The following is a 26,808-nucleotide window of genomic DNA, read 5'->3' as shown; positions in this document are numbered from 1 at the left end:
GTATAGACGGTAACGCTAATGTCATAGTCAATAAATGCTTTGGCAAGTCCGGCTATCTTATGCCAGCCTCCGCCAATTTCTCGTCCAGCCTCGCCTTCTGGCGCAAATGGTGCCTGCTGTGCATACCAACCATCTCAAACCACTCACGCGCGTTGAGACAACCAAACCAGCCATGGCGCACCTTGTAAGCCGGATTCGCCTCATCTACGCAACCCGCCAGATTGGCCAACTTCACTAGCACCTGCTCCAGGCCAGCTATGATTTCATCTTTGCTCTCGGGGTTTCTTGTCTCATTAGGCAATTGCTCAAGTTTCACACGAATATTGGGCCACTCTTTTTCGGCAAGCGCCTTAGTTCCATCTTCCGTCTTGCCTTCAGGCATTTCCTCCGTTGCCATGGTGCATGTTTCAATATGCCCGATATACTCTTTCGCCACTTCGATTACGTGGATATACATTTGCCCGACTGACCATATATTTTCTTGGTATTTAGACCGCAGTTGCTCTATTGAATATCCGTCCAAACTCCGCATGTATTGCTCGATAACAGTCGAAGAATCATTCAACACCCAGATCCTCTCCCTCTAATCCCTAATTCATTACAGTACTTGCGCAAACTCCCACAAATGCCCGTCCGGATCGGCAAAACAAGCCGTCCGCCGCCCCCAGGAGCGCGTTATAGGTCCATTCAAGAACTTAACGCCCCGCAATTTTAGCTCATCGGCTATCAGGTCAACATCTGGCACTTGGATCGTGAATTGAACCCGCGCACCATCTCCACGGCGACCAACCTGCGCCGGCTCAATCAATTCACGGGCATTCGATTGATGTAGCAAATTGATGCATGTATTGCCATAATCGAAAACCGCGCAGTTATCATCTTCATATAGGATCGCAAGTTTGAACGTCTCCTGGTAGAATATCTTCGAGCGATGCAAATCTTCCACAAACAAAGTGATTTCGGTAATTTTGTTCGCCAAATCCGTTGTCTCCATCCGCGTTCGACCTCATTTGCATTTATTTACAATCCTATTTGGATCATACGAATTGCTTGTTCCATTGTCAATGCTATTACGGAGGCTGATCTCTCCGAAAAAACAAATAAAGCCTACATAAAATATGTAGACTATATTATGAATTTAGGACTCATCTACGGCGAAGAATCACACGCATGAATCTCCCATGGTTGCATATCGATCAATCGTCTGCAGCAAAGCTTCTTTACTTTGTTGCCCAATTAATGTTTCCACTTGATAACCATCTTTAAAAAGCATCAAAGTTGGCACGCTCGATACACCGTACTCCGTCGCAAGCTCTTTTTCCTGATCGATATCAACATTAGCAACGGTAGCTTGGTGTCTGACTTCCTGAGCTAGCTTCTCTGTAATGAGGAGTTGTTCTTGAGATGGCCCGACCCCAGACTTATGAAAGTTAACGAGCGTGATCCCATGATTGATCTGCCCCTTGAAAGTTTCTTTTACTAATGAAATGCCACCCACCTTGTGACCTCCTCATGTTCGATGCATTTAAGATTCTCTCTTGCATCGCCTTTTATTACTCATCCTGAAAAAAAGTGGTCGAAATACCGCAATAATACCTTATAAAACGTAATAGTGCCATACATGACCAATCTGCTTTTTACCAACTTTATTGTGCATTTCCAGATAATCCAGACAACCGATAATCTCCGACATCACGAAAGGAAATTCGCTTACGTACAAATCTTTATATAAAGCAACGCCAAGCTCGCTAGGCATCGAGATTCCGCTAGCGATCAACTGCCAAATCCTGTTCACCCTTCGATAAATCTGCTGTAATCTCTTCGAAATAAGCTCCTTATACGGATAAATTGGTTCACCATGCCCGGCAAATGCCGTTACCATGTCAAGTTGCAGGCACTTCTGGAGCGAAGCCACATGTTGGATGAAAGACGGCAATCGCCGTCCCGTCTGATCAGGTTCAATGAATGCGCTGCTGGAGATATGACCGATTATCAGGTCTCCAACAAAAAGCCATTTCCGTTGCAGAACACCAAGTGCAATGTGATCAGGAGAATGTCCCAAAGTTTCTATGACTTGCATACCCGCGACGACATCTCCATCATTTAACGGCACAATATCTCCGACAACTCTATGCTCATTCGTGGATACAGCTTCTTTTAATTTCTTCACGTGCTGTAAACCTAAGTCGCCACAACCCATGGATTGATAGAATTCTCGAAAAAAGCGGATCCTTAACTTCAAATAATCACTGTTTCTCTTAAGCCTGTGGAGCGATTCATAATGAGCGTAGATTGGAATATCATGATTGAAAGTTATTCGATTGATAATACCGATATGATCTTGATGACTATGTGTGACGATAATCCGATCTAAATCTTGAATGGCAAATCTGTTTACGGCCATCGTTGACACAAATGCCCTCCAGCATTCTTCTGTGTTGACCCCTGCATCAATCAAAGTGAGCGAACCTGCTTCCTGTAATAAATAAAAGTTAAAGGTGCGCAAACTGCGTGGAGTCGGAACCACAATCGGATACACAGAACACCCTGCTTCCGTTATTATCAAAGCTAATTCAATCTCCTTCTAGCACGTTCAGGCTTGTTTATTTTTTCTTTATGAATGGATATCCACTCCATATTAACCTCATACGAGATATTCAAGCAATAGCGCAAGACTGCTGTGACATGTTCCTTCCAATTTTGAAGAGATTCGATCGTGCACCCTCGCTGCAAGGACAGCTTAATGAATATTTTATTTCTATCTACTTGAACGGAATGAATCTGCAGCCTTGAATCTGCCGAGTACGAGACGATATCCCGTATACATTGCGGATAAATGGTTATTTTATCTCTCGAGAACGCAGGCTTCACTAGAATAACTTCTTCTCTTTGCTTGCCAAAATGAATGATTTGCTTACTGAACCAACCGATATACGTTTTCTCGACTTCATCAGGAACAATTGGAATCACATGATAGCCGATACGTCGGCGTTCTCCGGCGAACTTGAGCTCTTCCTCCGTTTGGAAGGACTCAATAGACAACCATACAATGGCATTCGGCAAATCCAGACGCTGCACAATCTTCTCCACCATTTTCTTGGAAGTACCAATCACCAATATCTTCTTGATCCCGGACCTCATAATATAGTTATGTACTTGCAAGCGGTGGGCGTCTGTGAAAAAAATCGCTGTTTTCGTAGCCGCATACGCGGTGCTTTCGCTTTTTGCGGATTTCCCTGCTACACGTTGTTTGTCCATGATTAGAATGCCGTCATCTACCACAGCATCAATCTGATAGAGAGCAATAATCTCGCTGGATTTATAGCTCTTTCCAGTTCCACTTTTGCCATACAACCCGTATACTTCCATATCTACGGTACCGGCGCATCATTCGGTGGATTCACATCGTATTCTTCCAAAAACTTGATATCAAAGTTCCCGCCAACAAACACCGGATGCTGCAGAAGACTCTGATGAAATGGAATCGTCGTGCGTACGCCTTCAATAAAAAATTCACCAAGCGCGCGTTGCATCCTTGCGATCGCGTCATTCCGGTTTTTGCCCCACACAATCAATTTCGCAATCATGGAATCATAGTGCGGAGGAATGGTGTAATCAACATACACAGCGCTGTCGACACGAACACCAAAGCCACCAGGCGGCAAATAAAACTGAATTCTACCCGGTGATGGCATGAAAGTCCGTGCTGGGTCTTCTGCATTAATCCTGCACTCGATAGCGCAGCCTCGAATCTCGACATCTTCCTGGCGAAATGAGAGCCGATTTCCTTCCGCTACACGAATCATTTCTTGCACGATATCGACACCGGTAACCATTTCGGTCACGGGATGCTCCACTTGAATCCTCGTATTCATCTCCATGAAATAAAAGCTGCCGTCCTCACTAAGCAGAAATTCCAATGTCCCTGCGCCTACATAGTCGACCGATTTGGAAGCACGTACCGCCGCCTCGCCCATCTGTCTCCGCATTTCCGAAGTCAATGTTGGGCACGGGGATTCTTCTATAAGCTTCTGCCGTCTGCGCTGAATGGAGCAATCTCTTTCACCCAAATGCACCACGTTGCCGTGATGGTCTGCAATAATTTGAATCTCTACATGTTTCATGCCGGTCAAAAATTTCTCCAGATACACACCCGCATTGCCGAAAGCCATCTGAGCTTCCTGCTTGGCAGCCGTTACCTGGCGGATCAGTTCCTCTTCGTCGTGGACGACACGAATCCCCTTACCTCCACCACCTGCGGTCGCTTTAATAATGACGGGATAGCCGATGTCCCGTGCGATCCGGATCGCTTCATCCGTGGAATCAACGATGCCGTCCGACCCCGGTATAATAGGGACTTGCGCCTCTTTCATCGTCTGCTTGGCTGAAGACTTATCCCCCATCCTGGCAATGGCAGATGCGGAAGGTCCAATAAACTTGATATTGACGCTCGAACACAACTCAGCGAAATCAGCGTTCTCCGCCAGGAAGCCATAACCTGGATGGATAGCGTCTGCTCCTGTTAACATCGCCACACTGATCAAGTTGTCGAAGCGAAGATAGCTGTCCTTCGAAGCGAACGGACCGATACAATAGGCTTCATCAGCCAATTGTACATACAGCGCGTCGCGATCCGCCTCTGAATAGACAGCCACCGTTTGAATACCGAGCTCTTTGCAAGCTCGGATAATCCGTACGGCGATTTCCCCGCGATTGGCGATAACTACCTTTCGGAACTGCCCAACATCGTTCATAGCGGCTTCACCAGAAACATCGGCTGCCCATATTCCACAAGTTGACCGTTCTCCACCAGAATCTGCACAATTTCTCCTGCACATTCCGCTTCGATTTCATTCATCAGCTTCATGGCTTCTAAGATGCAAACGACCGTCCTCTCTTTCACCTGATCGCCTATTTTCACGAATGCGGGTTTGTCAGGAGAAGGAGCGTGATAGAAGGTTCCAACCATGGGTGATACAATCGGTTTGAGTTCCGCTTTCGCTTCTGGAAGGGGGTGTGCAGGACTAACCGTTTCAACGGAAATGCCCGTTTGTATAGCAGAAGGTATCTGCTTCTGCGAAGACGGCTGAGTCGGTTGATCGATCAGAATAGTTGGAGAAACGGGACGGTAATCCGTTTGTGCCGTAGCACCGGATCTTGTCTTATTTTGTTTGATCATTAATCGCAAGCCTTCATTTTCCAGCTCCAGTTCCTCGATGGAACTAGCATCGACTGTCTTAATCAATTCGCTAATTTCTTTAAAACTCAGCATGCTGCATTCTCCTTCATCGGGCGTATCCTTATGTCATTCACAGGGATTACACGTTGATTAAAATCTCGGTATGCGTTATTTTGCTGCTCTTCTTTTGAATTTTGGGTTCACTGGCATCGAAAGTGAATGTTCCCATTTTACGGAACTTCTTATAGCGGTCTTCACGCAATTGTTTTTTGTCCATTAATTGCAGTACGCGCAGATGTCGAAGGACGGCATTTTTCATTAGAGCCGCCTGTACTTCTATACTCGTAGGAGACGGTTCGGGGATAATGTCATCTATGATTCCAAGCTCCTGTAAATCTTGAGCTGTAATTTTCATTGCTCCTGCAGCTTGTTCCGCTTTGGACGCATCTTTCCACAAAATGGCCGCTGCCGCATTCGGCGAAGCAACAGAATAAATCGCATGCTCCAGCATCATGACCCTGTTCCCTACACCTAGAGCCAACGCCCCGCCGCTGCCTCCCTCTCCAATGACAATACAGATCACGGGGATGTCAAGCTTAGACATCTCGTATAGATTACGGGCAATCGCTTCGGATTGCCCCCTTTCCTCGGCTGCTTCACCTGGGAAAGCACCGGGCGTATCGATAAAAGTAATAAGGGGCCGATTAAACCGGTTCGCTTGATGCATAAGACGTAGTGCCTTACGGAAGCCTTCCGGATGAGGCATTCCGAAGTTTCGAATTAGATTCTCTTTCGTGTTTCTTCCCTTTTGATGACCAATAACGGTCACAGGAACACCGTTTAATTTGGCAATACCGCCCACAATAGCCTGATCATCTCCAAACAATCGGTCCCCTTGCATTTCGAAAAAATCTGTAAACATGTGCCGTATATAATCAAGAGTGGTGGGACGCCCCGGATGACGGGCGATCTGCATCTTCTGAGCCGCTGTCAAATTATTGTAGATTTCATCTTTCAACGTGTCGAAACGCTCTTCAAGGATCGAGATTTCATGTTGAAAATCCATTTTCTTATCCGTGGAAAACAATCGTAAATCCTCGATTTTACCGCGAAGCTCCGTAAGCGTTTGTTCAAAAGGCAGATCATTGCGCATACTATACAACCTCCTTATGGGATGGATGAAGCTCCAGTAGTTGAGCAAGCGATGCTCTCAATTCTTTCCGGTGAACAACCCGATCCAGTTGTCCATGATCTAAATGAAATTCCGACTTTTGGAAGTTATCCGGCAGCTTTTGTTTAATCGTCTGTTCGATAACGATCCTTCCGGCGAATCCGAATGCAGCGCCAGGCTCAGCCAAGATAATATCGCCTAGCATGGCAAAACTTGCGGATACGCCACCGTAAGTCGGATTGGTTATAACGGATATGTACAATCCACCCTGCTCCTGAAACTTAGCGATCGCTCCACTGGTTTTGGCCATCTGCATCAGACAAAGGATACTTTCCTGCATGCGAGCTCCGCCAGAGGTGGAGAAAATAAGCAGCGGTAACTTCTGAACCATCGCTGACTCGATCGCCCTCGTCACCTTTTCGCCTACAACCGAGCCCATCGTACCTGCGAAGAAGTCAAAGCTCATAATCACGCCGATAAGAGGGATCCCGTTAATCTTGCCTTCTCCCGTAACAACGGCTTCTTTAAGACCCGACTTTTCCTTCTGTAGCGCTAATTTGTCCGGATACCCGGGAAATTCGAGTGGATCCATAGATATCATGTCCGTTTCAAATTCCTTAAAGCTGTCCTTATCGAATGTTTCTTTAATACGCTCTTGCACACTCAGTTTGAAGTGGTGATCGCATTTCGAGCACACTTTAGCGTTTTTGTCTAATTCCTTAAAGTATTGAATGGCTGTGCATTGCGGGCATTTGCTTAATAATCCGTCGGGGATTTCTGGCGGAGTTCTGTCTGATGCCGAGGTAATAGTGGCATACGATTTTTTCCTTTGAAATAACATGGTTACACCTCGCATTGCAGTAACGCATCCGGGTGATTAATGGAACGCACTGTTACCGAACGGTTCATTTTTTTGATAAGACCAGCCAAAACTGTGCCCGGACCAATTTCATAGAACGTATCTACCCCACGCGCAAGAAGCCACTTGATGCTATCTTCCCAAAGAACTGGAGCAGATACTTGCTTGATGAGGGATAGGCGAATCGCCTCAGGATCAGTTAAGGGCTCAGCCGAAACGTTGGCAATAACCGGAATTTGTGCAACATTGAAAGATACATTTGCTAGCTGCTCAGCAAGCTTATCTCCTGCCGGCTTCATCAAAGAAGAATGAAACGGTCCGCTGACTTCAAGCGCAAGTACCCGTTTTGCACCACGCGCTTCTGCTCGTGCTGATGCCTCGCGCACACCCTCAATGCTCCCTGAAATGACGATTTGGCTTCCTGCATTTATATTAGCCAATTCCACCAATCCCGCTTCGCGAGTTACCTCCTCACAAAGAAGCGCTAAACTTTCTCCGTCGAACCCGATCACAGCAGCCATACCGCCTTCACCGGAAGGGACCGTCTCATCCATAATCCTCCCGCGAGCGTGAACGATTCTTACCGCATCTGCAAAACTTAATACGCCGGAAGCCACTAGTGCGCTATATTCACCAAGGCTGTGACCTAATACATAGTGAGGCGTTATACCTACTTCCCGGAATGCTTCCAGGTAAGCAACACTAGTTGTAAGCAATGCAGGCTGTGTATGATAAGTCTTCTTCAATTCTTCGGCAGGACCATGAAAAATCAGATCACTTAGCGGGTAGCCGAGTACCCGATCCGCTTCCTCAAAGATGGCACGTGACACAGAGAAGCGATCTACGAATTCCTTGCCCATCCCTACAATTTGCGCTCCTTGTCCCGGAAATACAAATGCGATATTCGGATTCACAGTATCCGCTCCTTTCAATGGTTGATAACAGCCTCTATCTTTTCAATCATGACAACCGCTGCCGCGGTATGTTTGGTATGCGTAATTGTTACATGAGAGCGAATTGGCTCCTTATACTGATTCACCCATGCATCTGGAATCATCAATTCCGGTTTGCCCAGGCTGCTCGGCAGGATCTCAAGGCTTCTGGTTGTTATAACACTCGAAAGCCCTGTCCCCAAAGCTTTAGAGGCGGCCTCCTTAGCGGCAAAACGTCCAGAGAGCCATTCTGTTCTTCGCCTTGGAGCCCGCAATTGTTCGTACAATTGGAGCTCCCGTTCTGAGAGCAACAGCCTGATGAAGGAGGTTTCTTCTCTGGCTACGATTCTCTGAATCCGTTCAATATCAACCAAATCAAGCCCAATTCCTATTAACATGGCGGTTATCCTTCTGGGAGAAAAAAGATCAGTTCGCCTTTGGCAACTTTAGCTTGCGTATTGCCATTCATGATCCGCACCTTAGTTGTATGATAATTGCCGAGTTTCTCCTTCATTTCCACGATAATGTGCAAAGTGTCGCCCGGACGACTTGGATTAATAAACCGGAAATCTTGCGTACGTACCAAATATCCGATACGCGATTCCGTAGAATCCGTATCTTCCAAAGCAATTGACAACAGCATGCTCGCCTGTGCTGCCATCTCGATCATTAGAACGCCTGGAACGATCGGTTCTCCCGGGAAATGACCAGCGAAGTACGGTTCATTATAAGCAACATTCTTCACGCATTCGATTGTATTGCCTTCCAAACGGATCACTCGATCGATAAATAGGAACGGAGGTGCCTGCTTCAATATTTGATGCGGTAGTCTGTTCAGCACGTCCATTCGTTTTTTTTCCAATACGCTCATTCCTTATTGACCCCCTGTCAATTTACAAGTGATATCCCTGCAACATTTTTCAACCGACCTGTAAGCTCAGGATATTTCAAGCAGTCTGCCAGATATCGTTTCTCCTTATCCAAATGCTCTTCCAAAGTGGAATAAAAAGACGTGCGGAGCAGCTCTTTCATCCGTTGCAGATTCCTAGCCTCACCTTGCACAAACTGACGGCATAAATTGTCAATGCGCTCTAGCATAACAGCTCTTTTCTCTACCACATCATGAAAGAGACCCCAATCAGCCACTTCCTTCGCAGTAAACATGCGTCCGGTCAGCAACAATTCCATCGTATGCGAAAGCCCAATATAGCGAGGAAGGAAATAACTCGCGCTTAAATCCGGAGTAAAGCCCATATAATGGAAATTTTCAATGAACTTCGCTTTCTCTTCAGCGATCCGGTAATCGCACGCAAGCATAAGGTTAAGACCGCCACCATAGGCATATCCGTGAACCCCTGCAATGGTCAGCTTAGGCGAATAATAAATTTCCAAGATGACTTGATTCAGTTTCTCCACCACTTCGCACAACAAAGCTTCCCCATTCTGATGAGTGGATAGTTCAATAAGTTCATCAAGGGCAGGACCGGAGGAAAAGAACGCTCGCGCCTTAGAAAGGAACACTATCGCGTTGCAGCTCGGGTTCTCATTCGCTTCCCGCACGGCCTCATATAGTTCAGTCGCCATTGCCAGATCCAAGCTATTTTTCGTTTCAGGACTGTTCATTAAAATGTAAATAATCCCATCTTTTTTGTCGACTTGTATTGAGCTCATAGACCTTCACCTGCCTGAACCAACAACTTCAAAGCACTTGCCGAGGACGATGTTTCATTGATGATTTTATGATACAGCTTATAACCTGAAAGCAATGCGGATACAACACCTCCGCCTGGATCGGTCCAGTGGCCTGATAAATAAAGTCCAGAAATCGGAGTACCGTGCTGTGGACGCGAAGTCATCTGCTTCATGTTCTGCTCCCAGCCGTATGTAGCACCTTGGCTGTTGTTCGTATAACGCTCCATCGTAAGTGGCGAACCGGATTCAACAAAATCGAGATGACTGCCTAAGTTCGGTATTGCCTTTTCTGCCATGCGTATCAAGGCTTCTTGATACTTAGGCTTCTCCGTTTTCCAATCCGCACCAACATCATAAGGAACAAGCGTGGTTAGAATTGCCGTATGCTTTCCTTGTGGGGCTAGACTCGCATCAGCCAGCGTTGGGCACGAAATCGCCAGACCGCACAAACCATCAACACCTGATTGCTTCAAATTCAAATGTTGATCATAGGTTTTGGAGTAATCATAGTGGTTATAAATGAACGTTTCATGAGCCAAACCGTACGATTCCAAAGGTAAATCTGTTCCAATAAAAACTTCGAACGCCGACATGGAAACGGTCATTTCAGCCAGGCGTTTCACATATCGGGCAGGGAAATATTCTTCGCCGACGAGTCCATGCACCATTTTTTTCAGATCCCCGTTACAGATAACAATCGGTGCTTCCACATACTCTCCGGTTTGCAAAACGATCCCCTTCGCTTGTTTATCTTCAACAACAATCCGTTTCACTTCATTGCGCAGGCATACTTCGCCACCGCATTCCTCAATACGCTCCACGAAAGCATTCGCCAGTTCTTGAAAGCTTCCTTTTAAATAATAAATATCTTCATTAAAATAACTCATGATGGCATATGCGAAATAGAGTGCACTTCCTCGGGTAGGTGGTGCACCGTAATAACTCCATAATGCGGCAAATGTATATGCAGCTTTTTCATCCGTCAAATGCTTGAACAGCAATTCATGGAACGTCATATAGCGATATTTCATGATGACTTGATTGGACATGACATGGAACGGATCACGAGCATGAAGCAGTTCAATCGTTGCGTTATAAATTTGCTGCATGTCATGAACGAGATTGACAATACCGTTTCTCTGACTCGGGAAAAGGCGGGAGTATGTTTCGATTAATCCCTCAACTTGTCTTGGCACCGTAAAGCGGTGTTCAGGATAAATGGCCGTAAAGATTTCAGGCAGCTGAATAAAAGGCAGTTTATCAGCAAGTCCCGCTTTGCTAAGCAGGTCATGAAGCAATCCATGATTCTCCGCACCCGCTACAATACGAACAGCCGCATCAAATGTATATTTGTGCCTTCCAAACGAATGCGCATACCCACCTGCAAAATAATGCCGTTCAGCCACAAGCACCGAATAACCTTGCTGAGCTAAATAAGCAGCGGCACCTAAGCCGCCCATACCTGCACCGATAACAATGACATCATACTTGTCCTTTTTAGGTTTACGAGCCAATGAAACTCACCTCTTTTTCCTCATTGTTATTTTGAATAGATGAAGAATTTAACTCCAGGAATTCCTTTACTTCAGCGAGGATGTCGGCGGCGAGGGCTCCATCAATAGCCCGATGGTCGAAAGCAAGGCTAAGTTTCATCATCGGGCGGATCACAATTTGACCTGCTATCGCTACAGGCTTGTCTTCAATGGTTCCTACCCCAAAACAAAGTGTATTCGAAATAATAGGGTAAAACGCTTGAATCGGTCGATGTCCAAGAGACGTGATGGTGAATGTCCCTTGCAATTTATCACGACTTTCCAAATTTCCCATGGCTAAGCGGTAGGCGATTTTGCCAAGCCACATCGGCAGAGACTGAAGTTTACGCACGCCTTTGAACTCAGCAATATCGTCGACTTCCCTGTCACGGTAATATGCGATCACCTTCTGCATCTCTTTCACTGATTTTTGATCCGAATCTGCGATAAGTCCTGATAATACAACCCGTCTCCCTTCAATCGACTTATCCATAGTAAACTTGGCAGAAACGCTCGAATACACAGCCACTTTCGGAATCAGTCCATGTTTGACAGAAGTGTTAGCCTCAGGATAGCTCTGGAGGATACGGGATATAGCTTCGATTAAATAAACAAGATAACTAATCCGTTCTCCGTCTGCTGCACTATCAGCTCTGCGCTGCTTAATGACTGTCATATCAATCTCTGTATCTAAATAAACCGCTTTGAACTCCTTTGCATAATCCAAAAAGTGATAGGTATGTCTTCTTGCCTGCGGCATAGGAAAAATGCTCGTCTTGCCCCTGGCACGATACATTAAACAACCTCCTCGGTTGCAGCATGAAGCAAATCCTTCAGACTTTGTGCTTTCATTACTTGTTCCACCGGGAGACGTATACCTAAGGCCGACTCCAAATGCACCATTAAACGCACAGCATTTACAGAATCCCAATCCGGCAGTTCTTCCATTCTGATTTCGTCGTGCAGGTCATGCTCATCCATGTCCAGTACATCTGCAACAACTTCCATGAGTTCTTTCATCTCGATCATTGAGCAGCAATCTCCTCTCCGGTTAACAGGCTTATCCATGCTACTTCATCAGGTATATTCTGCAATCGCTGGACAAATTGCTGTTTCGCCCCATCCACTGGGTCATCTTGATTCGGTTCTACGCGTTCAAACCCGTGCAGCACGTAGAAATCCTTCACAATCACATTCTTCACCGTAGGTATGTACTCCCCATAAACCTCTTGAATGCCTTCCTCTTTCGCCTTCCATAACACATGACGCATAATTGCGGTCTCAATTCTTCTCGAAAATACACGACAGCTCATCATAAAATTATCAATCCGCCACGCCGTCTCAGACTTCTCTACAAGCACACACCCAATTAACCCGTAATCACCAAAGCGATCTTTGGTCTGAAATCCGAACACCCAATAATCGCCACTGTTTTCGAGCTGTTCGATCTCTGATTCCTGATAGCGTCTAGATGTCATGTTAAACTGATTCGTTCTCACCGTTAGTTGGGCGAGTCGGGGAAGGTTAAAGGCATTTGCGGATAAAAGATTTACTTTAATGTCCAATGATTGCAAGTAGTCTTCTACAGAACCACTAGATTGTTTTAACTGCTCTCTTTCTACTTCCAGCTTATATTGATTCGTGCGGTCCAAATCCGTGGAAGTCAGCTTGTTCAAATTGAACCAACCGGCAGATAATAGAGACTGGGCATAATAGGAAGGGTCCTGGGGCAGTTCGGGAACAGTGACATCCGTTAATGAATCACGCACTAGATTCCGCTCGAATGGATTGTCATCAATAAATACCAGGCTATCTAGTCCGATATTCAGTGCGCTGGCAATCATTTGGATATTCTCGTGCTTAGGATCCCAATTTGAGCGTATGATCACGATATCTTCCAATCCAAGCTGCATATGCGGATGCTCTTCGAACATCTCTCGCACGACGGATTCTTCGTTCTTGCTGCTCACCGCCAACAGTACACCTTGATTCTTCAGCTGCCGGATAGCCTTTTGAAATTCCACAAAGATTTTGCCAGGTGCAGAATCGCCCAAATGCACACCGTTGATTCCGTCATCGCCGACGATCCCGCCCCATAAGGTATTGTCCAGATCAAGAACTAGGCACTTCTTTGTCAAGCCCAAGATACTTCTTGCTACTTTTACGCTTTCTGAAACATACGCAAACAGTACATCCTGACTTAAATGAAAACTTCCGTACTGCGCCAATCGCGGATCGGAGATTGTAGCTACCTGATGCTCTTGCAGCAGAATTTCCGTATCCATGATAATGACCTGACTCCAGGCATTAGCTAAATCCAAAAGCCCGATGTTGAAGGAACGCCATATACGGCTGATTTTAGCCTTCGTCTTATAATCAATTTTGGCATTATACGTTACGGTTGTCAGTGGAACCGTATTTAGTACGAGCAAGCCTTTGCAATGCTCATGATAAATACCTATAAGCTGCTTGAGCTGTTCCAACTTTCTTTCGCAGGCTAGCTCTAGATCAGCGATTTCCCAATCACGAGGCAGCTCTTCCGTTACGGCATGTTCATCCAGCAGGCAAACCGTCAATTGCGGAGACATTTCGTATAAGCCGCTGCCCGTATTCATAAGTTCATACACATATTGATTAAATCCTGCTGCGTATACTTCGGGCCACATGCCTTCGCTCAACAACAAAGGCCTGAGCATAAGAGGAAAAGAATCACTTGTAAAACTGCTGAGTACTGCAACCTTCAACGTTTTCAAAGGCTGTACATCAGCTGCCTGCCAAGCTTCATGAGCAACACTTTTAAGCATATAGCCGATCTTTTCACAAAACATGGCATCGCGGTTCGCTTGAATCGCACTGACGATCTTTTGCCGATTCAGACCTAGTGAGCCATCGTTCTTCATTTGACGAATACTTGCAATTAGTTCTTTATTAGTCATCATTTGGCTTCCTCTTTCACTAAAGCCATACCTGTCTTAATCCATTTGGAGGATTCAATGGCCATACATACCGCCTTTTCTCCGGGCTTCATTCTGTCAATCAACTGCTCTAATTGCAGATACGGGAGCGCATTCCCGTTATTACCTGTCTCGGCAACGCAATTGATTGTTTTGGTTGCGTCGAGTTCGAGGGATTGCACGATGCGATCCGTCATATGTCCGCCTAATTGCGGAGGCAAGTAGTGTTCAACAGACTCGGCAGGACACTGCAGTTTCGCCAAGAGTTCCTCCAGCATTTCTTTGGCCATCACAGGAACATCCCGTTCAATCGCTTTGTAGTCCTCCTTTGCAGACTGAACTTTCTTGCCCTCTTCCGGGCTTTCTTGCAGACCGAACCAATTCATCATTTGACCGGGCTCCCGATTCAAACCTTCAAAGCGGTTGACGATATGCTCAATTGTGATCCCTTCGTGATCCGAACCCGTAGATAACACGGCCGCTCCCGCTCCGTCACCGAACAAAGCCAGATTGATCAGTTCCGAGGAGCGCAGCTTTTTAAAATCACGGCGGAAACTCATGTATTTGTTACAAACGTCTCCTCCGATAACAAGTGCATTCGTGAAGGCTCCCGTAAGCAAGAAGCGGTACGCGACCTCCAAGCCTTGAATGGCCCCAGAGCAACCAGCCTGAATTTCATAGGTAGGTATCCGATTCATCCCGAGCCGATCGGCCACCAGATTGACAGTTGCGGGCATCAAATGATCGGGTGTTGCCGTCGACATCACTATCAAATCAATCTCGTCGTTGTTGAAACCTGCTCTTGTTATTGCCTTCTGTGCCGCTTCATAGGCGAGATCTGTCAATTGGAATTTGATGGTCTTCTCGTCCAGATCGACTGCAAAATGCCGTGTTTTTGTACCGATCATGAGGTCAATCCAATCCTCGCGCAATCCAAATACTTCTTCCATCTTGGAATTAGGAACCGGATTCCCTGGAAGCGCGGTGGCAACTCCAATGAGCTTCACGGATTTCAAATGATTTTCCTCCTCAGATTTAAATGGTCCAATTTTCACCTTACAGATTTGTTTCCACCCCGATGCCAATTTCGAAATTTTGGCCTCCTATCAAACTACCCGGTGCATCGATGATGAAATCCAGCATCGCCAGCATTTCACTCATCGGCTTCATCACCGGCTTCAACCCGTATATCTCCAGTTTCCGCTGTCTTTCTTTTTTCTCACTCTTCTCAAAATCGGCATCATGGTAGCCGAATGTCATGACATTGACGTCAATGCGGAATGCACTACATTCCCGAGACAAACATTTCATCATTGAAATTTTACCGTGGTTAATGATCGGAGAACTGGGGTATTGGTCATAGTAGAGCGTGTCATATATGATCGGGAACACAATTTTCCCTGATTTACGCTTGATCATATGACTAACAGCCGACTTGTTCCACAGAAAAATCCGCTCAAATATAGCAGGGATTCGTTCTCCCAGCTCATCAGGCATGCCATCGAACAGCTTCTCTTCATCCAGCATTTCATTGCCGTGAATCATGACATCAAGCCCACCCATGACAGAGATAGCCTCTTCCATCATGGCTGCGTACTTCGATTCTTCAGAAGGCATACCATTCACTATATGCAGTCTTGAAGCAGCCTCACTCTCCAATGAGTGAGAGTATGACATCCCTTCCTCCGAATCTTCTACGTGCAGCACAACCCGATGCCCGATTGACAGCATACGAGTCGCGATCAATTGATTGAACGCTTGCTGCCCATTAGTTATAAAGATCGACTTGCTCATCCTGTCTCCTCCTATCTGATAAAGCCGCCGTCCACTTTCAACACGCTACCTGCGATATAATCCGACATAGGACTGGCTAGGAAGAGGACCGAATCCGCAATTTCCCGTGGCTCCCCTAATCTTTTCATATCCGTATGCAAAAGAAAATTATCCAGCTTGTCCGGGGGAACGTGACCAATCATTTCGGTATTGATCATTCCAGGAGCTATCGCGTTGACATAAATCCCTTTGGATGCATAACGACGGGCCAGCATGCGAGTCAAGCCGATGATCGAACCTTTGGATGCTCCATAATTCGTCTGTGCCTCACGGCCTAGAACCCCAGTAACAGAAATCACGTTTATGATTTTCCCGCTGCCCTTGCGTTCCATATAAGGGATAACTTCTTTCGAACAACAATAGGTGCCTTCGAAGTTCGTACGGAATACCCGATTCCATTCATCCAGCAACATCTGTGAGGAGAAATTATCAGCTACAATGCCAGCATTATTGATCAAAATATCAATGCTGCCGTACTCCGTCATGATTTGCTCCATCATTTGACGAATGAATCCCTCGTCTGTTATCGAGCCTTTAAAGAATGTGACCTTCACTCCCTTCGAACGAAGATCCTCTTGGATCGTTTGTGCCATTTGGTCACTGCTTGCATAAACGCCTACAACCGTTGCACCTTCCTCTGCAAATCTGTACAAAATCGCTTTCCCAATTCCACGAGTAGCACCTGTTATGATAGCAACTCGATTCTTCATCATCATTTCAGTACCACCTCTTTGTTTTGAAGCATTAGTTGTTTGGCTAGATTATATCCACTCCAAATAACTCCACTGTAGCCTCCCCCTGGCTGTGTCCATGCACCTGCTAGATACAAGCCTTGAATAGGGGTCGTTTGGGGCAACCTGCGATGCAAGCACTGATCGACCGATTGCTGTGCCCCATAAATAGCGCCATGCCTGTTACTGGTATAGGCATGATTCGTTCGTGGGGTTGAGAGTTCCGCATAAGCGATATGCTCATTCACTTTCGGGTACAGTCGCTCCAGCCTATTGATCAGGATGCGGGTAACTGCCTCTTTTTTCTGCCGATAAGCCTCTTCATCGATTTCATTCCAGCAGTCATACTCGCTTAATACAAACAAAGACATTGTCGTTTTACCGCTTGCTTGGTAAGAGGGATTGAGATTTTCGTAAATCGTAATGCTGAAAGGCATTGTCTCATAGTTTTCATTCCGCATTTCCTCGTAGGCTTGCTCAAGATCGTAGTACTCGTTAACGAATATTTCATGATCATTCTCTCCGTAAACACTAGGGAAATCAATGTCCAGCAGCAAATAAGCCTGAACACACGCGAGGCTCGGCTTGAGCGATTCAATCCTTTTGACATAACGACGGGGCAATTGATCGTAACCGATCATCTTGCCAAACGTCTGAATGGGGTCAATGTTCGAGATAACAATCTCTGACGCAAATTCACCTTTCAGCGTTTTAACGCCTTTCACGGCTCCGTTCTCGACCAGAATTTGCGTGACGTGCTGCCGTGTAAGCACTTCTCCACCGTGACTCTTGATCATTTGGACAAGGGCGTTGGAAATTTGTTGGGAACGTCCTTTGGGATAATAACCGCCATTCAACATATATTCCGTCCATGCGTATGCATAATAAACAGCGGATATCTGGGAAGGGGGAAGTCCATAATACTGCCACTGCTGAGCAATAATGGATTTGAGTTCTGCGCTGGTTAGGAACTGATCTAGCACCTGCTGCAGAGATAAATTGTTGTAGGTTAAAACTGTAGGCCCATCTTGGAATAAATCGTTTGCTTCCCCTTGATTTGTCTTCTTCATCATAAAGAGGATTTCTTGGCGAAGCTGGCAAAATTGTTCAAATAATAGCTTGATTCCGTTCCGTTCATCAGGGTACTTGGTTCCCAGGTCATGCAAATATGTTTCATAGTTCTCAACCCGGACATCGTCCCCAGGGAATACAGCTCGATAAAGAGTTTTGGCACGAAGGAATTGCACGTGATCCAGTAGACCTATTTCGCTTAATACTTCTCGAAGAGCCCCATTCTCGCCAAGGTCTCCCATCAGATGCAGCGATACTTCGAATTCTACTGGACGAACTATGCCCCGAACCTTTCGGGTAAAAGAAGTTGCATAACCGCCTGGGATAAAATGACGCTCTAGAACCCGAACTTTCATTCCCGCCTTAGCAAGCATTGCTCCGCTTACCAAACCGCCTAGACCTGCACCGATTATCGTAACTTCCTTCATTTCCGATATACCTCCAAAGTTCTGGCAGCCGGCGACTAGACTGTTGCTTTAGTATCGTCGGCTGCACAGCAGGGTGGGTGCTGATTATTAATTCGCCACAGCGGACAATTGCTCGGAAACAAACTGGGATAATGTCTCTACCGAATAGAAATGCGTTCTGATTGCCTCTTGATCCATACCGTGTAATTTGACGCCAAACTCAGCTTCTAGCCCAGCAACGACATCAAGCGCCTCAACAGAATCCAGTCCAAGTCCTTCGCCGAACAGTGGGGCATTATCCTCAATTTCCTCTGCCGTAATGTCCTCCAGCTCAAGTCGGTCAATCAAAATATTTTGTTTAATAGCGATCTTGATTTCTTCTAAATTTTTCATCATTTTTCGCTCCCATCAGATCTTTTTTTATATGTTCATGAATCGATTCCAATTAGGAATCGTCCCTTGAAACCGCTCCTCATAATTCTTATCGCTCTACAGGGGCAACAACAGCGGCTGTATAATTACCGTTGATGGAAGAACTCACCACAAGCCCATAGCTTCCTTTAGTCCCTTTGCTTACCAAAGCTGCAGCTGCAGCAACATCCAGACCGCTGTCAGAAATCTGCTTGTTGGCGTGTAACATATCAACGGCAGCACTCAAGTGGAATAAAGAACCTGTTGACTCACAATAGCCAAAGCGATCATTCAGACATACCACAAGCAGCTCATCATCAGAAAATAATTCATGAAGCGCTTCTCGTTCAGCTGAAGGCTCGTCCATGCCAAGGAAACTATTACATAGTACAAAACCTATGGAAGAAACTTCAACACCAGACCGTGCTAAAGCCATCTCTATAACCCGCTTCACTACGCTGCGGTCAGAACCGCCTTTCGTACCGCTAAAAGCAGTTCCAAAGCCCATGAGTTCTGCGTATACTTCTTTTCCGTCCAACTTCGCCTGCTCCAAATCCATTAGAACGAGGAACGCACTGCCTTCGCCCATCTCATAGGGTATTTTGTCCAGTCCTAATGCTGTATCTACTTGCGCCGAGAAGGAGGAACGCTCATCTCCTGCGCCAATTAGACTATATTTCTGAATCCCTGCGCGAATCGTCTCATAGCCGTATAATGCGCTGTTTAATCCATCGTTGCCGCCCGTACTCATTGAAGTACCATAACCCCTAAGACCTAACTTCTTAGCAATTTTCCCGGCAGTCGAGTTGAGCACCATATCTGGAAAATAGACACCACTTGCATGATCAGGCCCTTTTTCGAAAATAGCTGATAAATATTTATGCGCACTTTCCAGGCTTCCCCGAGACGTTCCATAGAATAAGCCGATTTCACAGCTATTCTCGCTAGTCGAAAGATCTGCATCCTGAAGGGCCAGATGTGCGGCTCCGATGCTGTATTGCGAAAGTGGATTCATTCTCCGTTCATACAACTCTTTGTTATATTCTTTCAGTGAGAACGAGGATTCCGCTGCCATCTCATCTTCAGCTAGCCAAGGCAGGATACTTCCTGAGCGGTATCCGAATCGGGAAACCGTTCCAAGTCCAACTACGGCTACTCGTTTTGGTTCCTGTGTATTTGACTCTTCTGCGATTTCCCCCCTATCAGTCCAGTTATAAGAAACGATGGAACAGTTATGACCTCCGAAAGCGGAGTTGTTGCATAAGAAGTATTTCACATCACTTTCTCTCATCTCATTCACGACAATATTTGCCCAATTTACACCATCGCGTGGTGTTTCAAAATGTAGGGTAGCCGGCAGCAATCCTTCCTGCAGTGCGAGAAGCGTCGTTACGTATTCGATCGAGGCAGCTGCACCCAAGTTATGACCGAAATACGCCTTGCTTGAACTGATCAGAATTTGATTGAACTGCTCTTCACCAAACAGCTTGCGCAAGCCATATAGCTCTGCAGAATCGTTGGCCTTCGTCCCTGTACCATGCGTATTAATATAGTCGATCTGATCCTTGGATATGCCGGCGTTGCTTAGTGCAAACTCAACTGCCAACTGGATACCTTTTCCTTCAGGCTCAGGTGCTGTCTCATGATAAGCGTCACTACTTAATCCGTATCCGCAAATTTCGGAATAAATCTTGGCATTCCGTGCCAACGCGCTTTCCAAGGACTCCAAGACTACAAAAGCAGCACCTTCCCCTAAACTTAAACCGAACTTGTTATTGTAAGGAGAACAAGGTACTGTGTTCAGTGCCTGCAGGACGTTGAATCCAGCGTAGACAGAGGATGACATAGAATCCGAACCACCCGCCAGCATCTTATCGGCATAGCCGGCAGTAATCATATCGTAGGCATAGCCAATTGCATTACCGCTTGCGGCGCATGCCGTATTCAATGTATTGACAGGACCCTGCATACCGAAATGCATGGCGATATTGTCTCCTTGCTGAAAGAACGGGTAACGGGAAGTCCGCTCCACATCGAGCTCTGTAACCGTTGCTTGCTCCTCCAAGGAATTAATCCCCCCGTTGCAGGTGCCGAACGCTACACCGAATCGGGCCGCATTCTCATCGGTAATGGCAATACCACTCTCTGCCATCGCTTCCTTAGCAGCAATAATTCCGAATTGACTGCAGTAGTCGTAACGTTCTTGTTCCTCCGCTGAGAAATAGTTCTCTGGGCGATAATCCTTCACTTCAGCGCCGATTCGGCTAATAAATTTATCTGTATTGAATCGGGTAATTGATCCAATACCTGTTTCATTTCTTTTCATTTTGGCAAGAACTTGAGACTTGTCTGCTCCGAGCGAACATATGATACCTATTCCTGTAACAACTACACGGTTTTTTGGTTTCAGTTTCATAAAGTCCTCCACCCCAATTTAAAATTTACATTAATTCAATGATTTCTTACTTTTTGCACTCTCCACTCAAATATTTCCATTGATTCTCAAGATAACAAGATAAAATATATTAGGCAAGTTAAAAAATGATTAAGATATTCTCTTATTCAAGTTACAGTTAATACTAATCGATATTATAATTTATTAATATTGTTATTTAAATAACTAATGCAATTATTGTAAATATCAATAAATAAATTCCCTAAATTTGTATTTTTTTTCAATACTCGAATGTCGCTACCCCATCCTATGCGTATTATTTCAAAAGCCTTTCCCCCAACACATAAACCAAGACATGATGTACGATCGAAATCAAGCCGAGAGCTAAGCCGAAGTTTCGCTGCCCTGCTGAGTACCAGGCTACGGCTGCTAAACCGGATAAGACTAACTCTTGAACAAGACGATAAGGTTCAGGCGTTGCAACCACTTTGCGAAAATCGAATAGGCTCCAAAACCCAAAGATCAATAGTGGCGCACCGACACTTAGCAGAATACTCTGCATCGTGTTTTTACCGCTATGATACCCCCAGTAAGCCAAAGCAATCACTATGCCTAGCTCCATGAGACCTCTCAACGCTAAGTTAACCCAGCTTAAGATCAACACGAATGCCACACCACCATTCCTCAGATCAAGAGTTTCTGTATGAATTGTACTAATTAAATTAGTTAAAATAAAAATAAAATTATTTATAGGTATCAATAAAATAAAAAATAGCTGCAGGGACACCCTAACAGCCAGTAATTAAGCATGGAAATTAATGGCTTACATCACGCTTCCAATAGCGGTTGAGGTGTATTGCCCATCCATTTTCTCTTTCTCTGAGACCAATGAAGTACCGGTTTTTCAACAAAATAAAAGGATAGCGTTGCGAATAGGAATGAGACAACTAGAACGACACCGGATACACTGAACCAAGTGCTTAGACTTTTCGTTCCCATGTACTGGAAGTCTTTGGCCCAAGTGACCGAGGAAACACCAATAATCACAAAGTGCCACAGATACAGTCCAAATGACACTTTGGAAGTAAACTTAAACAAGCGATTATCTAGTAGGTTTGCAGCCCATCTCGATTGTGAAGCAGCGCACAAACTGATCGCTATAAGCAAGGAATAAAACGGGAAGAAGAAGGGCTGGTTTTGTAAACTCAGACTGAATTCAGGCATATGGCGTACGTACCACAGAAGTGCAAATGAGCAAAACAAGCCTCCTAAGCTTACAAAATCGAATATACCGATGTATTTGATCCTACCCAATCCTTGAGAGTTTTGGCGCAGTCCTGCTGAAACACCTGCAGCGAGTATCCCAATGGTGAATTGTCCAAAGAAACCGATAGGATTGTAGTTCGGCATCCAATACTTTGCACCTCCAATCCAGCCATAATCCCAGCCTTTACCTGCATTGCTCGTAGGAAAAAATAAATGGACAAGTTGATTTAGTCCTAAGATAAGGATAAATACCCCCACCCAATATAACAGCCCATTCCGAATAGACCGTCTTATGAATGTCCAGCGATATAGACCTAGCATAAACAGAGGCATCAATACATAACAGAATACTTCAAAGCTAATTGACCATAGAGGTCCGTTCACTTCATTAGGGAACAATGTGATGTAATGAAATCCCGCAGTAAACGTTAGCCCTGCCATTAAGCGTGCCCAGAAGTGCTCTGTTGGTACATGAAATAGAACCGTAATCAGCGTTGCAACTATGACAGCAACGTAATAACCCGGCATAATTCTAGCAGCGCGCCGAACCACATACTGCTTAATATCTGGATATGCGCTGCCGTCAAGGTACTTTTGCCAATACGGTGAAGCTAATAAATACCCGCTTAATACAAAGAACACACTTACGCCAGCATTGCCCATTAGCAAAAAGGATTGCAGTTCCTGCATCCAAGGTGACTGTGACTGCATAGCTAGAAATTGTGACAGGTGGTGAAAGATGACGGCAAGACAGGCTATTGCCCGAAACCCATCAGCTCCACTTAAACGATTATCCATTAGGTTTGACTTGTTCACAGGACTTAAGCTCCTATTTATCGCTTTAGTGGACATGTAAGAGATTCTCTCTAATAATTCCGTAGGCCATTTTCGTTGCAAGTTCTACTTTCATAGGAGACTGATTAAGCATCTGCATCTTCATACGTCTCTTCATCATGTCTTCGTCGCTTTCAGCCATTAGATCCTTTTCTTGATCTGCCTGAAACGCTTGAATAAAGCCCACATGTTCCTTGCGTCTTAACTGGAATGACTGGAAGGCTTCTTGCGGAATGATTGAATTTGGATGTATGGCAAGATAGTCTAAGATCACAGGCGCCAATTCATAAGCATCTTGAATAGCCAAGTTGACCCCTTGTCCCAATATTGGGGAAACCGTGTGAGCTGAGTCTCCTATCAAAATAAGTCCATCACGGGACCACTGGGACACCTCTGCTGTGAAAATATCTAGGAGAACCGTATCCTTCCAGCTTTGAATATGTTCCTGCACGATACCATCCAATTGTGGCTCCAGTCTGCAGACTGTGTCATAGAAAACACTAATATCTTGTTTTCTAAATTCCTGATAGGCACCTTTTGCAATGTTAATACCAACACGCAGTTGATCTGGATAAGTAGGCAAAATAATCAAGTGTTGATGCCCATCGACTTTAATACGGGTTGCACTTTCCCAGCCTTCAGGGCGCGGTACACGGAACCAAACGGCATCCCGCTTAAAATGTTCAATCTGGGCATGAATACCAGCCATTTCACGAATTCGTGTGTACCGTCCGCTCGCATCGACGACGACCGAACTATTTACCGTCACAAACTCCCCGGACTTTTCACGATATACAACACCCCTGATTTCTCCATCCTGTTCAATGAGTTCAACACCCGTTGCTCCCATTTTCAAATGAAAATTAGGATACTCGCCGGCTTTGTCCAATATTGCGCCAATCAAAACGGGTTGCGGCAAATCGATAATAAACTTCTGTTCATAGGGAAACTCATGGAAATTGACTGCAAATATTTTTTCTCCCTGGTCGTACATCTCAAGCCCTTCTACCTGCAAAAAACCGTGCTTTTTGAGATCTTCAAGAATGTCCAATTCATTCAGAATAACTACCGACCCTTGAGAGATAGACTCCCCACGAAACTCCCTTGAAAATGCTTGATGTTGTTCGAGTACCGCCACTTCAAGATCACTTTGCTTTGCAAGTAATAATCCTAACATAGCACCTGCGGGACCAGCTCCAACAATACACACATCAGCCTGAATGACTTGATTCATAACAAATCCTCCTTTAGTTTGGGTACATAAGTTCCATACGCCAATCCACTTTCCATAACAATAAAAGGAAATTAGATTAGTCCCCGGCAGGGTACCGAAGCATTCCATCGTCTGTTGACTGATACTGGCCTTTATGATAAGCTAATACACATAAAAATTAAACTAATTACTTTAGTTTGTCAACAACATTGTGAAGTAAATTAATTATTAAGATTAGCACAATCGCATCACTTACAACCTATTTTTCATTCCAAATCAAAAGTTATTAGGAGGAGTAAATTTGGCACGCTTTCTAATCGCAGTATGGCCTTCTGATGGACACGTAAATCCGACAATTCCCTTAGCCAGAAAGCTTGTTGAACGGGGTCATGAGGTTGTCTGGTACTGTAGTTCGCTTTTTAAAGAGAAAATTCAGTCTACCGGCGTCACTTTTATTCCTTTTACCCACCTCAAAAATTTTAGTGGTTCCACACTGAATGAGCATTTCCCTAAGTATATGGAATTAAAGGGGCTCAAGCAGTTCAAATGGGGAGTCCGCAACATCATTGGTGGTACAATGGAAGGGTTTGATAAGGATGTAAAAGCTATTCGTGAAACATTCAAACCAGACGTGCTTGTTATCTGCCCGACGTACACTGGTATTATTCCGATTCGCAGACGCGGGGATCAAATAAAGACAGTTTGTCTCGGTATGCTGCCATTATCAGTCACCAGCAAGGATATAGCGCCCTTCGGACTCGGCATCAAGCCTGTCGATTCCTCTTTCGGTCGCCTCCGGAACAGCATGTTGAATTTCCTAGTTCAGAAAATTGTGTTTCGCAAAGAGCAACAGCATTTTAATACTATTTTAAAGAAAATGAGCCTTCCTAACTTGGATCGCTGGGTATTTGACGCAGCAGTCTTTTATTCGGATGTGTACCTTCAAGGGACATGCCCGTCTTTTGAATACCCCAACCGTGATCTTCCTTCCCATGTACAATTTGTCGGACCCTTCAATTTAACCACTCCTGCACACGATTTCCCGCTGCCATCCTGGTGGGGGGAATTGCAAACAGCCAAACGCGTTGTTCTTGTCACGCAAGGAACGCTGGCGAATGAAGATTTTAACCAATTGATGATTCCTGCGATTAAAGCGCTGGCTAACAAAGACGTTCTGGTTATAGCTACAACCGGAAACAAACCGCTAACTAATCTTCCGTTTCAATTGCCTAACAATGTAAAGGTAGAAAAATTTATTCCCTACTCTCTTCTAATGCCTCATTTAGATGCAATGGTGACCAATGCTGGATATGGCGGAGTTCATTATGCGATTCAGCACGGCGTTCCGCTTATCGTTTGGGGGAAATCGGAAGATAAAAGTGAAGTTAGCGCCCGTGTCGATTGGTCTGGGATCGGCATCAGCCTGAAATCGAAATCGGTAACACATGAGGAAGTAGGGCAAGCGATTGACCAATTATTCGCCAATCCTAGCTTTAAACAAAGGGTGACCAAGTTGCAAAAAGAGATTGAAGCTCTAGACGCCTATTCGCTCTCCCTTCAATGTCTCGAAAACATGGCATTAGAAGTTTCTGGTAAAGCCGCTGAACAAAGTCCCGAGAAAACTTTAAGTTTCGCTTGATAAACGAGAAGAAACAAATCCCGCATTCTCCGTCAAAGAGAATGCGGGATTTGTTGTTTGGAGTTATTGAGCTGTATGAGATAAGCGGACATGTAGCCCAGCCAAGAATGTATCGATAATTGTTTGCAGGCTTATGTCCAAATCGAATGGAAGACCAAAGCCACCTTTTTGTTCAAGCGAAGCAAAGCCGTGCAAAATGCTCCTCAAAGCGCGGGCCATATGAATGGCGTCCATTTCCTCAAGCTGATACACTTTCAGAACTTGGGTGACGAGATCTACAATTTCTTGCCCAACCTCCTGTGAGTCTGAGTCTGTAGGTCCTGTAGCTAGGAGTGTTACCTCATAGAGCCCGGGATGTGACCTTGCGAAAGCAACATAAGCTTTGGCCATTTCACGAATCGCTTCATCACCGGAGCGGCCGATTGCCGCACGTATAAGCACGTTAAGAAGTTGCTCCAAACCGTAGATGGAGAGCAGTTTGCGAATTGCTTGAAGACCTTTGAAGTGATTGTAAAGGGAAGGGGAACGAATATCGAGCTTCTGAGCAAGCGAAGTGATCGATAATTCTTCAACCCCTCCGGTATCAACAATTTCTGTAGCCGCTTGCAAAATCACGTTCAAGTTAATACTATTTCTTGGTGCCATAGTTGTTACTCCTTTGTTCTTTGGGCTTGATCAAGAGATGCGAA

Annotated in this window: 28 protein-coding genes; 1 reads left to right on the top strand and 27 read right to left on the bottom strand. The window is 45.3% G+C overall.

The window, feature by feature from the left end:
* Positions 1–52: 52 nt before the first annotated feature.
* The 26 genes from AC58VC_RS18550 to AC58VC_RS18425 all read right to left on the bottom strand — a co-directional run bounded on the left by AC58VC_RS18550 (position 53) and on the right by AC58VC_RS18425 (position 24,501).
* The gene (locus AC58VC_RS18550) at positions 53–568 is read right to left on the bottom strand and encodes a DinB family protein (RefSeq protein WP_497370298.1); all 516 of its coding nucleotides are present in this window, start codon (positions 566–568) and stop codon (positions 53–55) included.
* A 30-nt stretch (positions 569–598) separates the two neighbouring features.
* On the bottom strand, positions 599–994 hold the full coding sequence (locus AC58VC_RS18545) for a VOC family protein (protein WP_497370297.1): 396 nt from the start codon (positions 992–994) through the stop codon (positions 599–601).
* Between the two features lie 168 nt (positions 995–1,162).
* Positions 1,163–1,498, bottom strand: a complete 336-nt coding sequence (locus tag AC58VC_RS18540) for a thioredoxin family protein (RefSeq protein ID WP_497370295.1) — start codon at positions 1,496–1,498, stop codon at positions 1,163–1,165.
* A gap of 99 nt (positions 1,499–1,597) precedes the next feature.
* Positions 1,598–2,566 (bottom strand): MBL fold metallo-hydrolase, encoded by a 969-nt coding sequence (locus AC58VC_RS18535; protein ID WP_497370294.1) that lies wholly within the window; start codon positions 2,564–2,566, stop codon positions 1,598–1,600.
* 2 nt (positions 2,567–2,568) lie between these two features.
* A complete protein-coding gene (locus tag AC58VC_RS18530; protein ID WP_497370292.1) occupies positions 2,569–3,369 on the bottom strand; it encodes a hypothetical protein in 801 nt (266 codons plus the stop codon).
* 2 nt (positions 3,370–3,371) lie between these two features.
* Positions 3,372–4,754 carry an acetyl-CoA carboxylase biotin carboxylase subunit gene (accC, locus tag AC58VC_RS18525; RefSeq protein ID WP_497370290.1) on the bottom strand — a complete coding sequence of 461 codons (1,383 nt, stop codon included), beginning with the start codon at positions 4,752–4,754 and terminating at the stop codon, positions 3,372–3,374.
* Entirely contained in the window at positions 4,751–5,272 is a 522-nt protein-coding gene (accB, locus tag AC58VC_RS18520; RefSeq protein ID WP_497370289.1) for an acetyl-CoA carboxylase biotin carboxyl carrier protein, read from the bottom strand. Before accB ends, accC begins: the two co-directional genes overlap by 4 nt.
* A 46-nt stretch (positions 5,273–5,318) precedes the next feature.
* Positions 5,319–6,332 carry an acetyl-CoA carboxylase carboxyl transferase subunit alpha gene (accA, locus tag AC58VC_RS18515; RefSeq protein WP_497370288.1) on the bottom strand — a complete coding sequence of 338 codons (1,014 nt, stop codon included), beginning with the start codon at positions 6,330–6,332 and terminating at the stop codon, positions 5,319–5,321.
* A gap of 1 nt (position 6,333) precedes the next feature.
* Positions 6,334–7,191 carry an acetyl-CoA carboxylase, carboxyltransferase subunit beta gene (gene accD / locus AC58VC_RS18510; RefSeq protein ID WP_497370287.1) on the bottom strand — a complete coding sequence of 286 codons (858 nt, stop codon included), beginning with the start codon at positions 7,189–7,191 and terminating at the stop codon, positions 6,334–6,336.
* 2 nt (positions 7,192–7,193) lie between these two features.
* Positions 7,194–8,123, bottom strand: a complete 930-nt coding sequence (fabD, locus tag AC58VC_RS18505) for an ACP S-malonyltransferase (protein WP_497370285.1) — start codon at positions 8,121–8,123, stop codon at positions 7,194–7,196.
* A 14-nt stretch (positions 8,124–8,137) separates the two neighbouring features.
* Positions 8,138–8,539, bottom strand: coding sequence for a holo-ACP synthase (acpS, locus tag AC58VC_RS18500; RefSeq protein WP_497370283.1), 402 nt, complete (start codon positions 8,537–8,539; stop codon positions 8,138–8,140).
* Between the two features lie 5 nt (positions 8,540–8,544).
* Positions 8,545–9,012, bottom strand: a complete 468-nt coding sequence (locus AC58VC_RS18495; RefSeq protein ID WP_497370282.1) for a 3-hydroxyacyl-ACP dehydratase FabZ family protein — start codon at positions 9,010–9,012, stop codon at positions 8,545–8,547.
* 17 nt (positions 9,013–9,029) lie between these two features.
* Positions 9,030–9,812, bottom strand: a complete 783-nt coding sequence (locus AC58VC_RS18490) for an enoyl-CoA hydratase/isomerase family protein (RefSeq protein ID WP_497370281.1) — start codon at positions 9,810–9,812, stop codon at positions 9,030–9,032.
* Positions 9,809–11,347, bottom strand: coding sequence for a phytoene desaturase family protein (locus tag AC58VC_RS18485; RefSeq protein WP_497370280.1), 1,539 nt, complete (start codon positions 11,345–11,347; stop codon positions 9,809–9,811). Before AC58VC_RS18485 ends, AC58VC_RS18490 begins: the two co-directional genes overlap by 4 nt.
* Positions 11,337–12,161: a 2-oxo acid dehydrogenase subunit E2 gene (locus AC58VC_RS18480; RefSeq protein ID WP_497370278.1), complete on the bottom strand. Its 825-nt coding sequence runs from the start codon at positions 12,159–12,161 to the stop codon at positions 11,337–11,339. Before AC58VC_RS18480 ends, AC58VC_RS18485 begins: the two co-directional genes overlap by 11 nt.
* Positions 12,161–12,394, bottom strand: a complete 234-nt coding sequence (locus AC58VC_RS18475; protein ID WP_497370277.1) for an acyl carrier protein — start codon at positions 12,392–12,394, stop codon at positions 12,161–12,163. The genes AC58VC_RS18480 and AC58VC_RS18475 overlap by 1 nt, the downstream gene beginning before the upstream one ends.
* A complete protein-coding gene (locus AC58VC_RS18470) occupies positions 12,391–14,301 on the bottom strand; it encodes an HAD-IIIC family phosphatase (protein WP_497370276.1) in 1,911 nt (636 codons plus the stop codon). The genes AC58VC_RS18475 and AC58VC_RS18470 overlap by 4 nt, the downstream gene beginning before the upstream one ends.
* Positions 14,301–15,326: a beta-ketoacyl-[acyl-carrier-protein] synthase family protein gene (locus AC58VC_RS18465; protein ID WP_497370587.1), complete on the bottom strand. Its 1,026-nt coding sequence runs from the start codon at positions 15,324–15,326 to the stop codon at positions 14,301–14,303. Before AC58VC_RS18465 ends, AC58VC_RS18470 begins: the two co-directional genes overlap by 1 nt.
* 49 nt (positions 15,327–15,375) lie before the next feature.
* Positions 15,376–16,113, bottom strand: coding sequence for an SDR family NAD(P)-dependent oxidoreductase (locus AC58VC_RS18460; protein WP_497370275.1), 738 nt, complete (start codon positions 16,111–16,113; stop codon positions 15,376–15,378).
* An 11-nt stretch (positions 16,114–16,124) separates the two neighbouring features.
* Positions 16,125–16,865, bottom strand: coding sequence for a 3-oxoacyl-ACP reductase family protein (locus AC58VC_RS18455; protein ID WP_497370274.1), 741 nt, complete (start codon positions 16,863–16,865; stop codon positions 16,125–16,127).
* Positions 16,865–18,382, bottom strand: a complete 1,518-nt coding sequence (locus AC58VC_RS18450; RefSeq protein WP_497370273.1) for a phytoene desaturase family protein — start codon at positions 18,380–18,382, stop codon at positions 16,865–16,867. Before AC58VC_RS18450 ends, AC58VC_RS18455 begins: the two co-directional genes overlap by 1 nt.
* Positions 18,383–18,469: 87 nt before the next feature.
* Positions 18,470–18,754, bottom strand: a complete 285-nt coding sequence (locus tag AC58VC_RS18445) for a phosphopantetheine-binding protein (RefSeq protein ID WP_497370272.1) — start codon at positions 18,752–18,754, stop codon at positions 18,470–18,472.
* A gap of 88 nt (positions 18,755–18,842) precedes the next feature.
* The gene (locus tag AC58VC_RS18440; RefSeq protein WP_497370271.1) at positions 18,843–21,188 is read right to left on the bottom strand and encodes a beta-ketoacyl synthase N-terminal-like domain-containing protein; all 2,346 of its coding nucleotides are present in this window, start codon (positions 21,186–21,188) and stop codon (positions 18,843–18,845) included.
* Positions 21,189–21,483: 295 nt separating this feature from the next.
* Positions 21,484–21,831: a YrdB family protein gene (locus tag AC58VC_RS18435; protein ID WP_497370270.1), complete on the bottom strand. Its 348-nt coding sequence runs from the start codon at positions 21,829–21,831 to the stop codon at positions 21,484–21,486.
* Between the two features lie 164 nt (positions 21,832–21,995).
* Entirely contained in the window at positions 21,996–23,249 is a 1,254-nt protein-coding gene (locus AC58VC_RS18430) for an acyltransferase family protein (protein ID WP_497370269.1), read from the bottom strand.
* A gap of 25 nt (positions 23,250–23,274) precedes the next feature.
* On the bottom strand, positions 23,275–24,501 hold the full coding sequence (locus tag AC58VC_RS18425; protein WP_497370268.1) for an FAD-dependent monooxygenase: 1,227 nt from the start codon (positions 24,499–24,501) through the stop codon (positions 23,275–23,277).
* Between the two features lie 280 nt (positions 24,502–24,781).
* Here AC58VC_RS18425 and AC58VC_RS18420 point away from each other — a divergent pair, with 280 nt between their 5' ends.
* Positions 24,782–26,119, top strand: coding sequence for a glycosyltransferase (locus AC58VC_RS18420; protein ID WP_497370267.1), 1,338 nt, complete (start codon positions 24,782–24,784; stop codon positions 26,117–26,119).
* Between the two features lie 63 nt (positions 26,120–26,182).
* On the opposite strand, the gene AC58VC_RS18415 is transcribed toward AC58VC_RS18420, so the two are convergent.
* Complete coding sequence (locus AC58VC_RS18415) at positions 26,183–26,764, bottom strand: TetR-like C-terminal domain-containing protein (protein ID WP_497370265.1); 582 nt, start codon at positions 26,762–26,764, stop codon at positions 26,183–26,185.
* Positions 26,765–26,808: the final 44 nt, after the last annotated feature.

It is taken from the genome of Paenibacillus sp. J22R67, assembly GCF_059692175.1.
Note: the sequence above shows the minus strand (reverse complement) of the source record. Positions and strands in the feature narration are given on the sequence as shown.

What these genes read in the sequence shown, in the direction of transcription:
- AC58VC_RS18440 (WP_497370271.1), bottom strand. Translation starts at nt 21,188, where the DNA reads ATGAAACTGAAACCAAAAAACCGTGTAGTTGTTACAGGAATAGGTATC.
- AC58VC_RS18480 (WP_497370278.1), bottom strand. Translation starts at nt 12,161, where the DNA reads ATGTATCGTGCCAGGGGCAAGACGAGCATTTTTCCTATGCCGCAGGCA.
- acpS (WP_497370283.1), bottom strand. Translation starts at nt 8,539, where the DNA reads ATGTTAATAGGAATTGGGCTTGATTTGGTTGATATTGAACGGATTCAG.
- AC58VC_RS18455 (WP_497370274.1), bottom strand. Translation starts at nt 16,865, where the DNA reads ATGATGAAGAATCGAGTTGCTATCATAACAGGTGCTACTCGTGGAATT.
- accD (WP_497370287.1), bottom strand. Translation starts at nt 7,191, where the DNA reads ATGTTATTTCAAAGGAAAAAATCGTATGCCACTATTACCTCGGCATCA.
- accB (WP_497370289.1), bottom strand. Translation starts at nt 5,272, where the DNA reads ATGCTGAGTTTTAAAGAAATTAGCGAATTGATTAAGACAGTCGATGCT.
- AC58VC_RS18425 (WP_497370268.1), bottom strand. Translation starts at nt 24,501, where the DNA reads ATGAATCAAGTCATTCAGGCTGATGTGTGTATTGTTGGAGCTGGTCCC.
- AC58VC_RS18545 (WP_497370297.1), bottom strand. Translation starts at nt 994, where the DNA reads ATGGAGACAACGGATTTGGCGAACAAAATTACCGAAATCACTTTGTTT.
- AC58VC_RS18470 (WP_497370276.1), bottom strand. Translation starts at nt 14,301, where the DNA reads ATGACTAATAAAGAACTAATTGCAAGTATTCGTCAAATGAAGAACGAT.
- accA (WP_497370288.1), bottom strand. Translation starts at nt 6,332, where the DNA reads ATGCGCAATGATCTGCCTTTTGAACAAACGCTTACGGAGCTTCGCGGT.
- AC58VC_RS18450 (WP_497370273.1), bottom strand. Translation starts at nt 18,382, where the DNA reads ATGAAGGAAGTTACGATAATCGGTGCAGGTCTAGGCGGTTTGGTAAGC.
- accC (WP_497370290.1), bottom strand. Translation starts at nt 4,754, where the DNA reads ATGAACGATGTTGGGCAGTTCCGAAAGGTAGTTATCGCCAATCGCGGG.
- AC58VC_RS18490 (WP_497370281.1), bottom strand. Translation starts at nt 9,812, where the DNA reads ATGAGCTCAATACAAGTCGACAAAAAAGATGGGATTATTTACATTTTA.
- AC58VC_RS18445 (WP_497370272.1), bottom strand. Translation starts at nt 18,754, where the DNA reads ATGAAAAATTTAGAAGAAATCAAGATCGCTATTAAACAAAATATTTTG.
- AC58VC_RS18415 (WP_497370265.1), bottom strand. Translation starts at nt 26,764, where the DNA reads ATGGCACCAAGAAATAGTATTAACTTGAACGTGATTTTGCAAGCGGCT.
- AC58VC_RS18460 (WP_497370275.1), bottom strand. Translation starts at nt 16,113, where the DNA reads ATGAGCAAGTCGATCTTTATAACTAATGGGCAGCAAGCGTTCAATCAA.
- AC58VC_RS18475 (WP_497370277.1), bottom strand. Translation starts at nt 12,394, where the DNA reads ATGATCGAGATGAAAGAACTCATGGAAGTTGTTGCAGATGTACTGGAC.
- AC58VC_RS18495 (WP_497370282.1), bottom strand. Translation starts at nt 9,012, where the DNA reads ATGAGCGTATTGGAAAAAAAACGAATGGACGTGCTGAACAGACTACCG.
- AC58VC_RS18530 (WP_497370292.1), bottom strand. Translation starts at nt 3,369, where the DNA reads ATGGAAGTATACGGGTTGTATGGCAAAAGTGGAACTGGAAAGAGCTAT.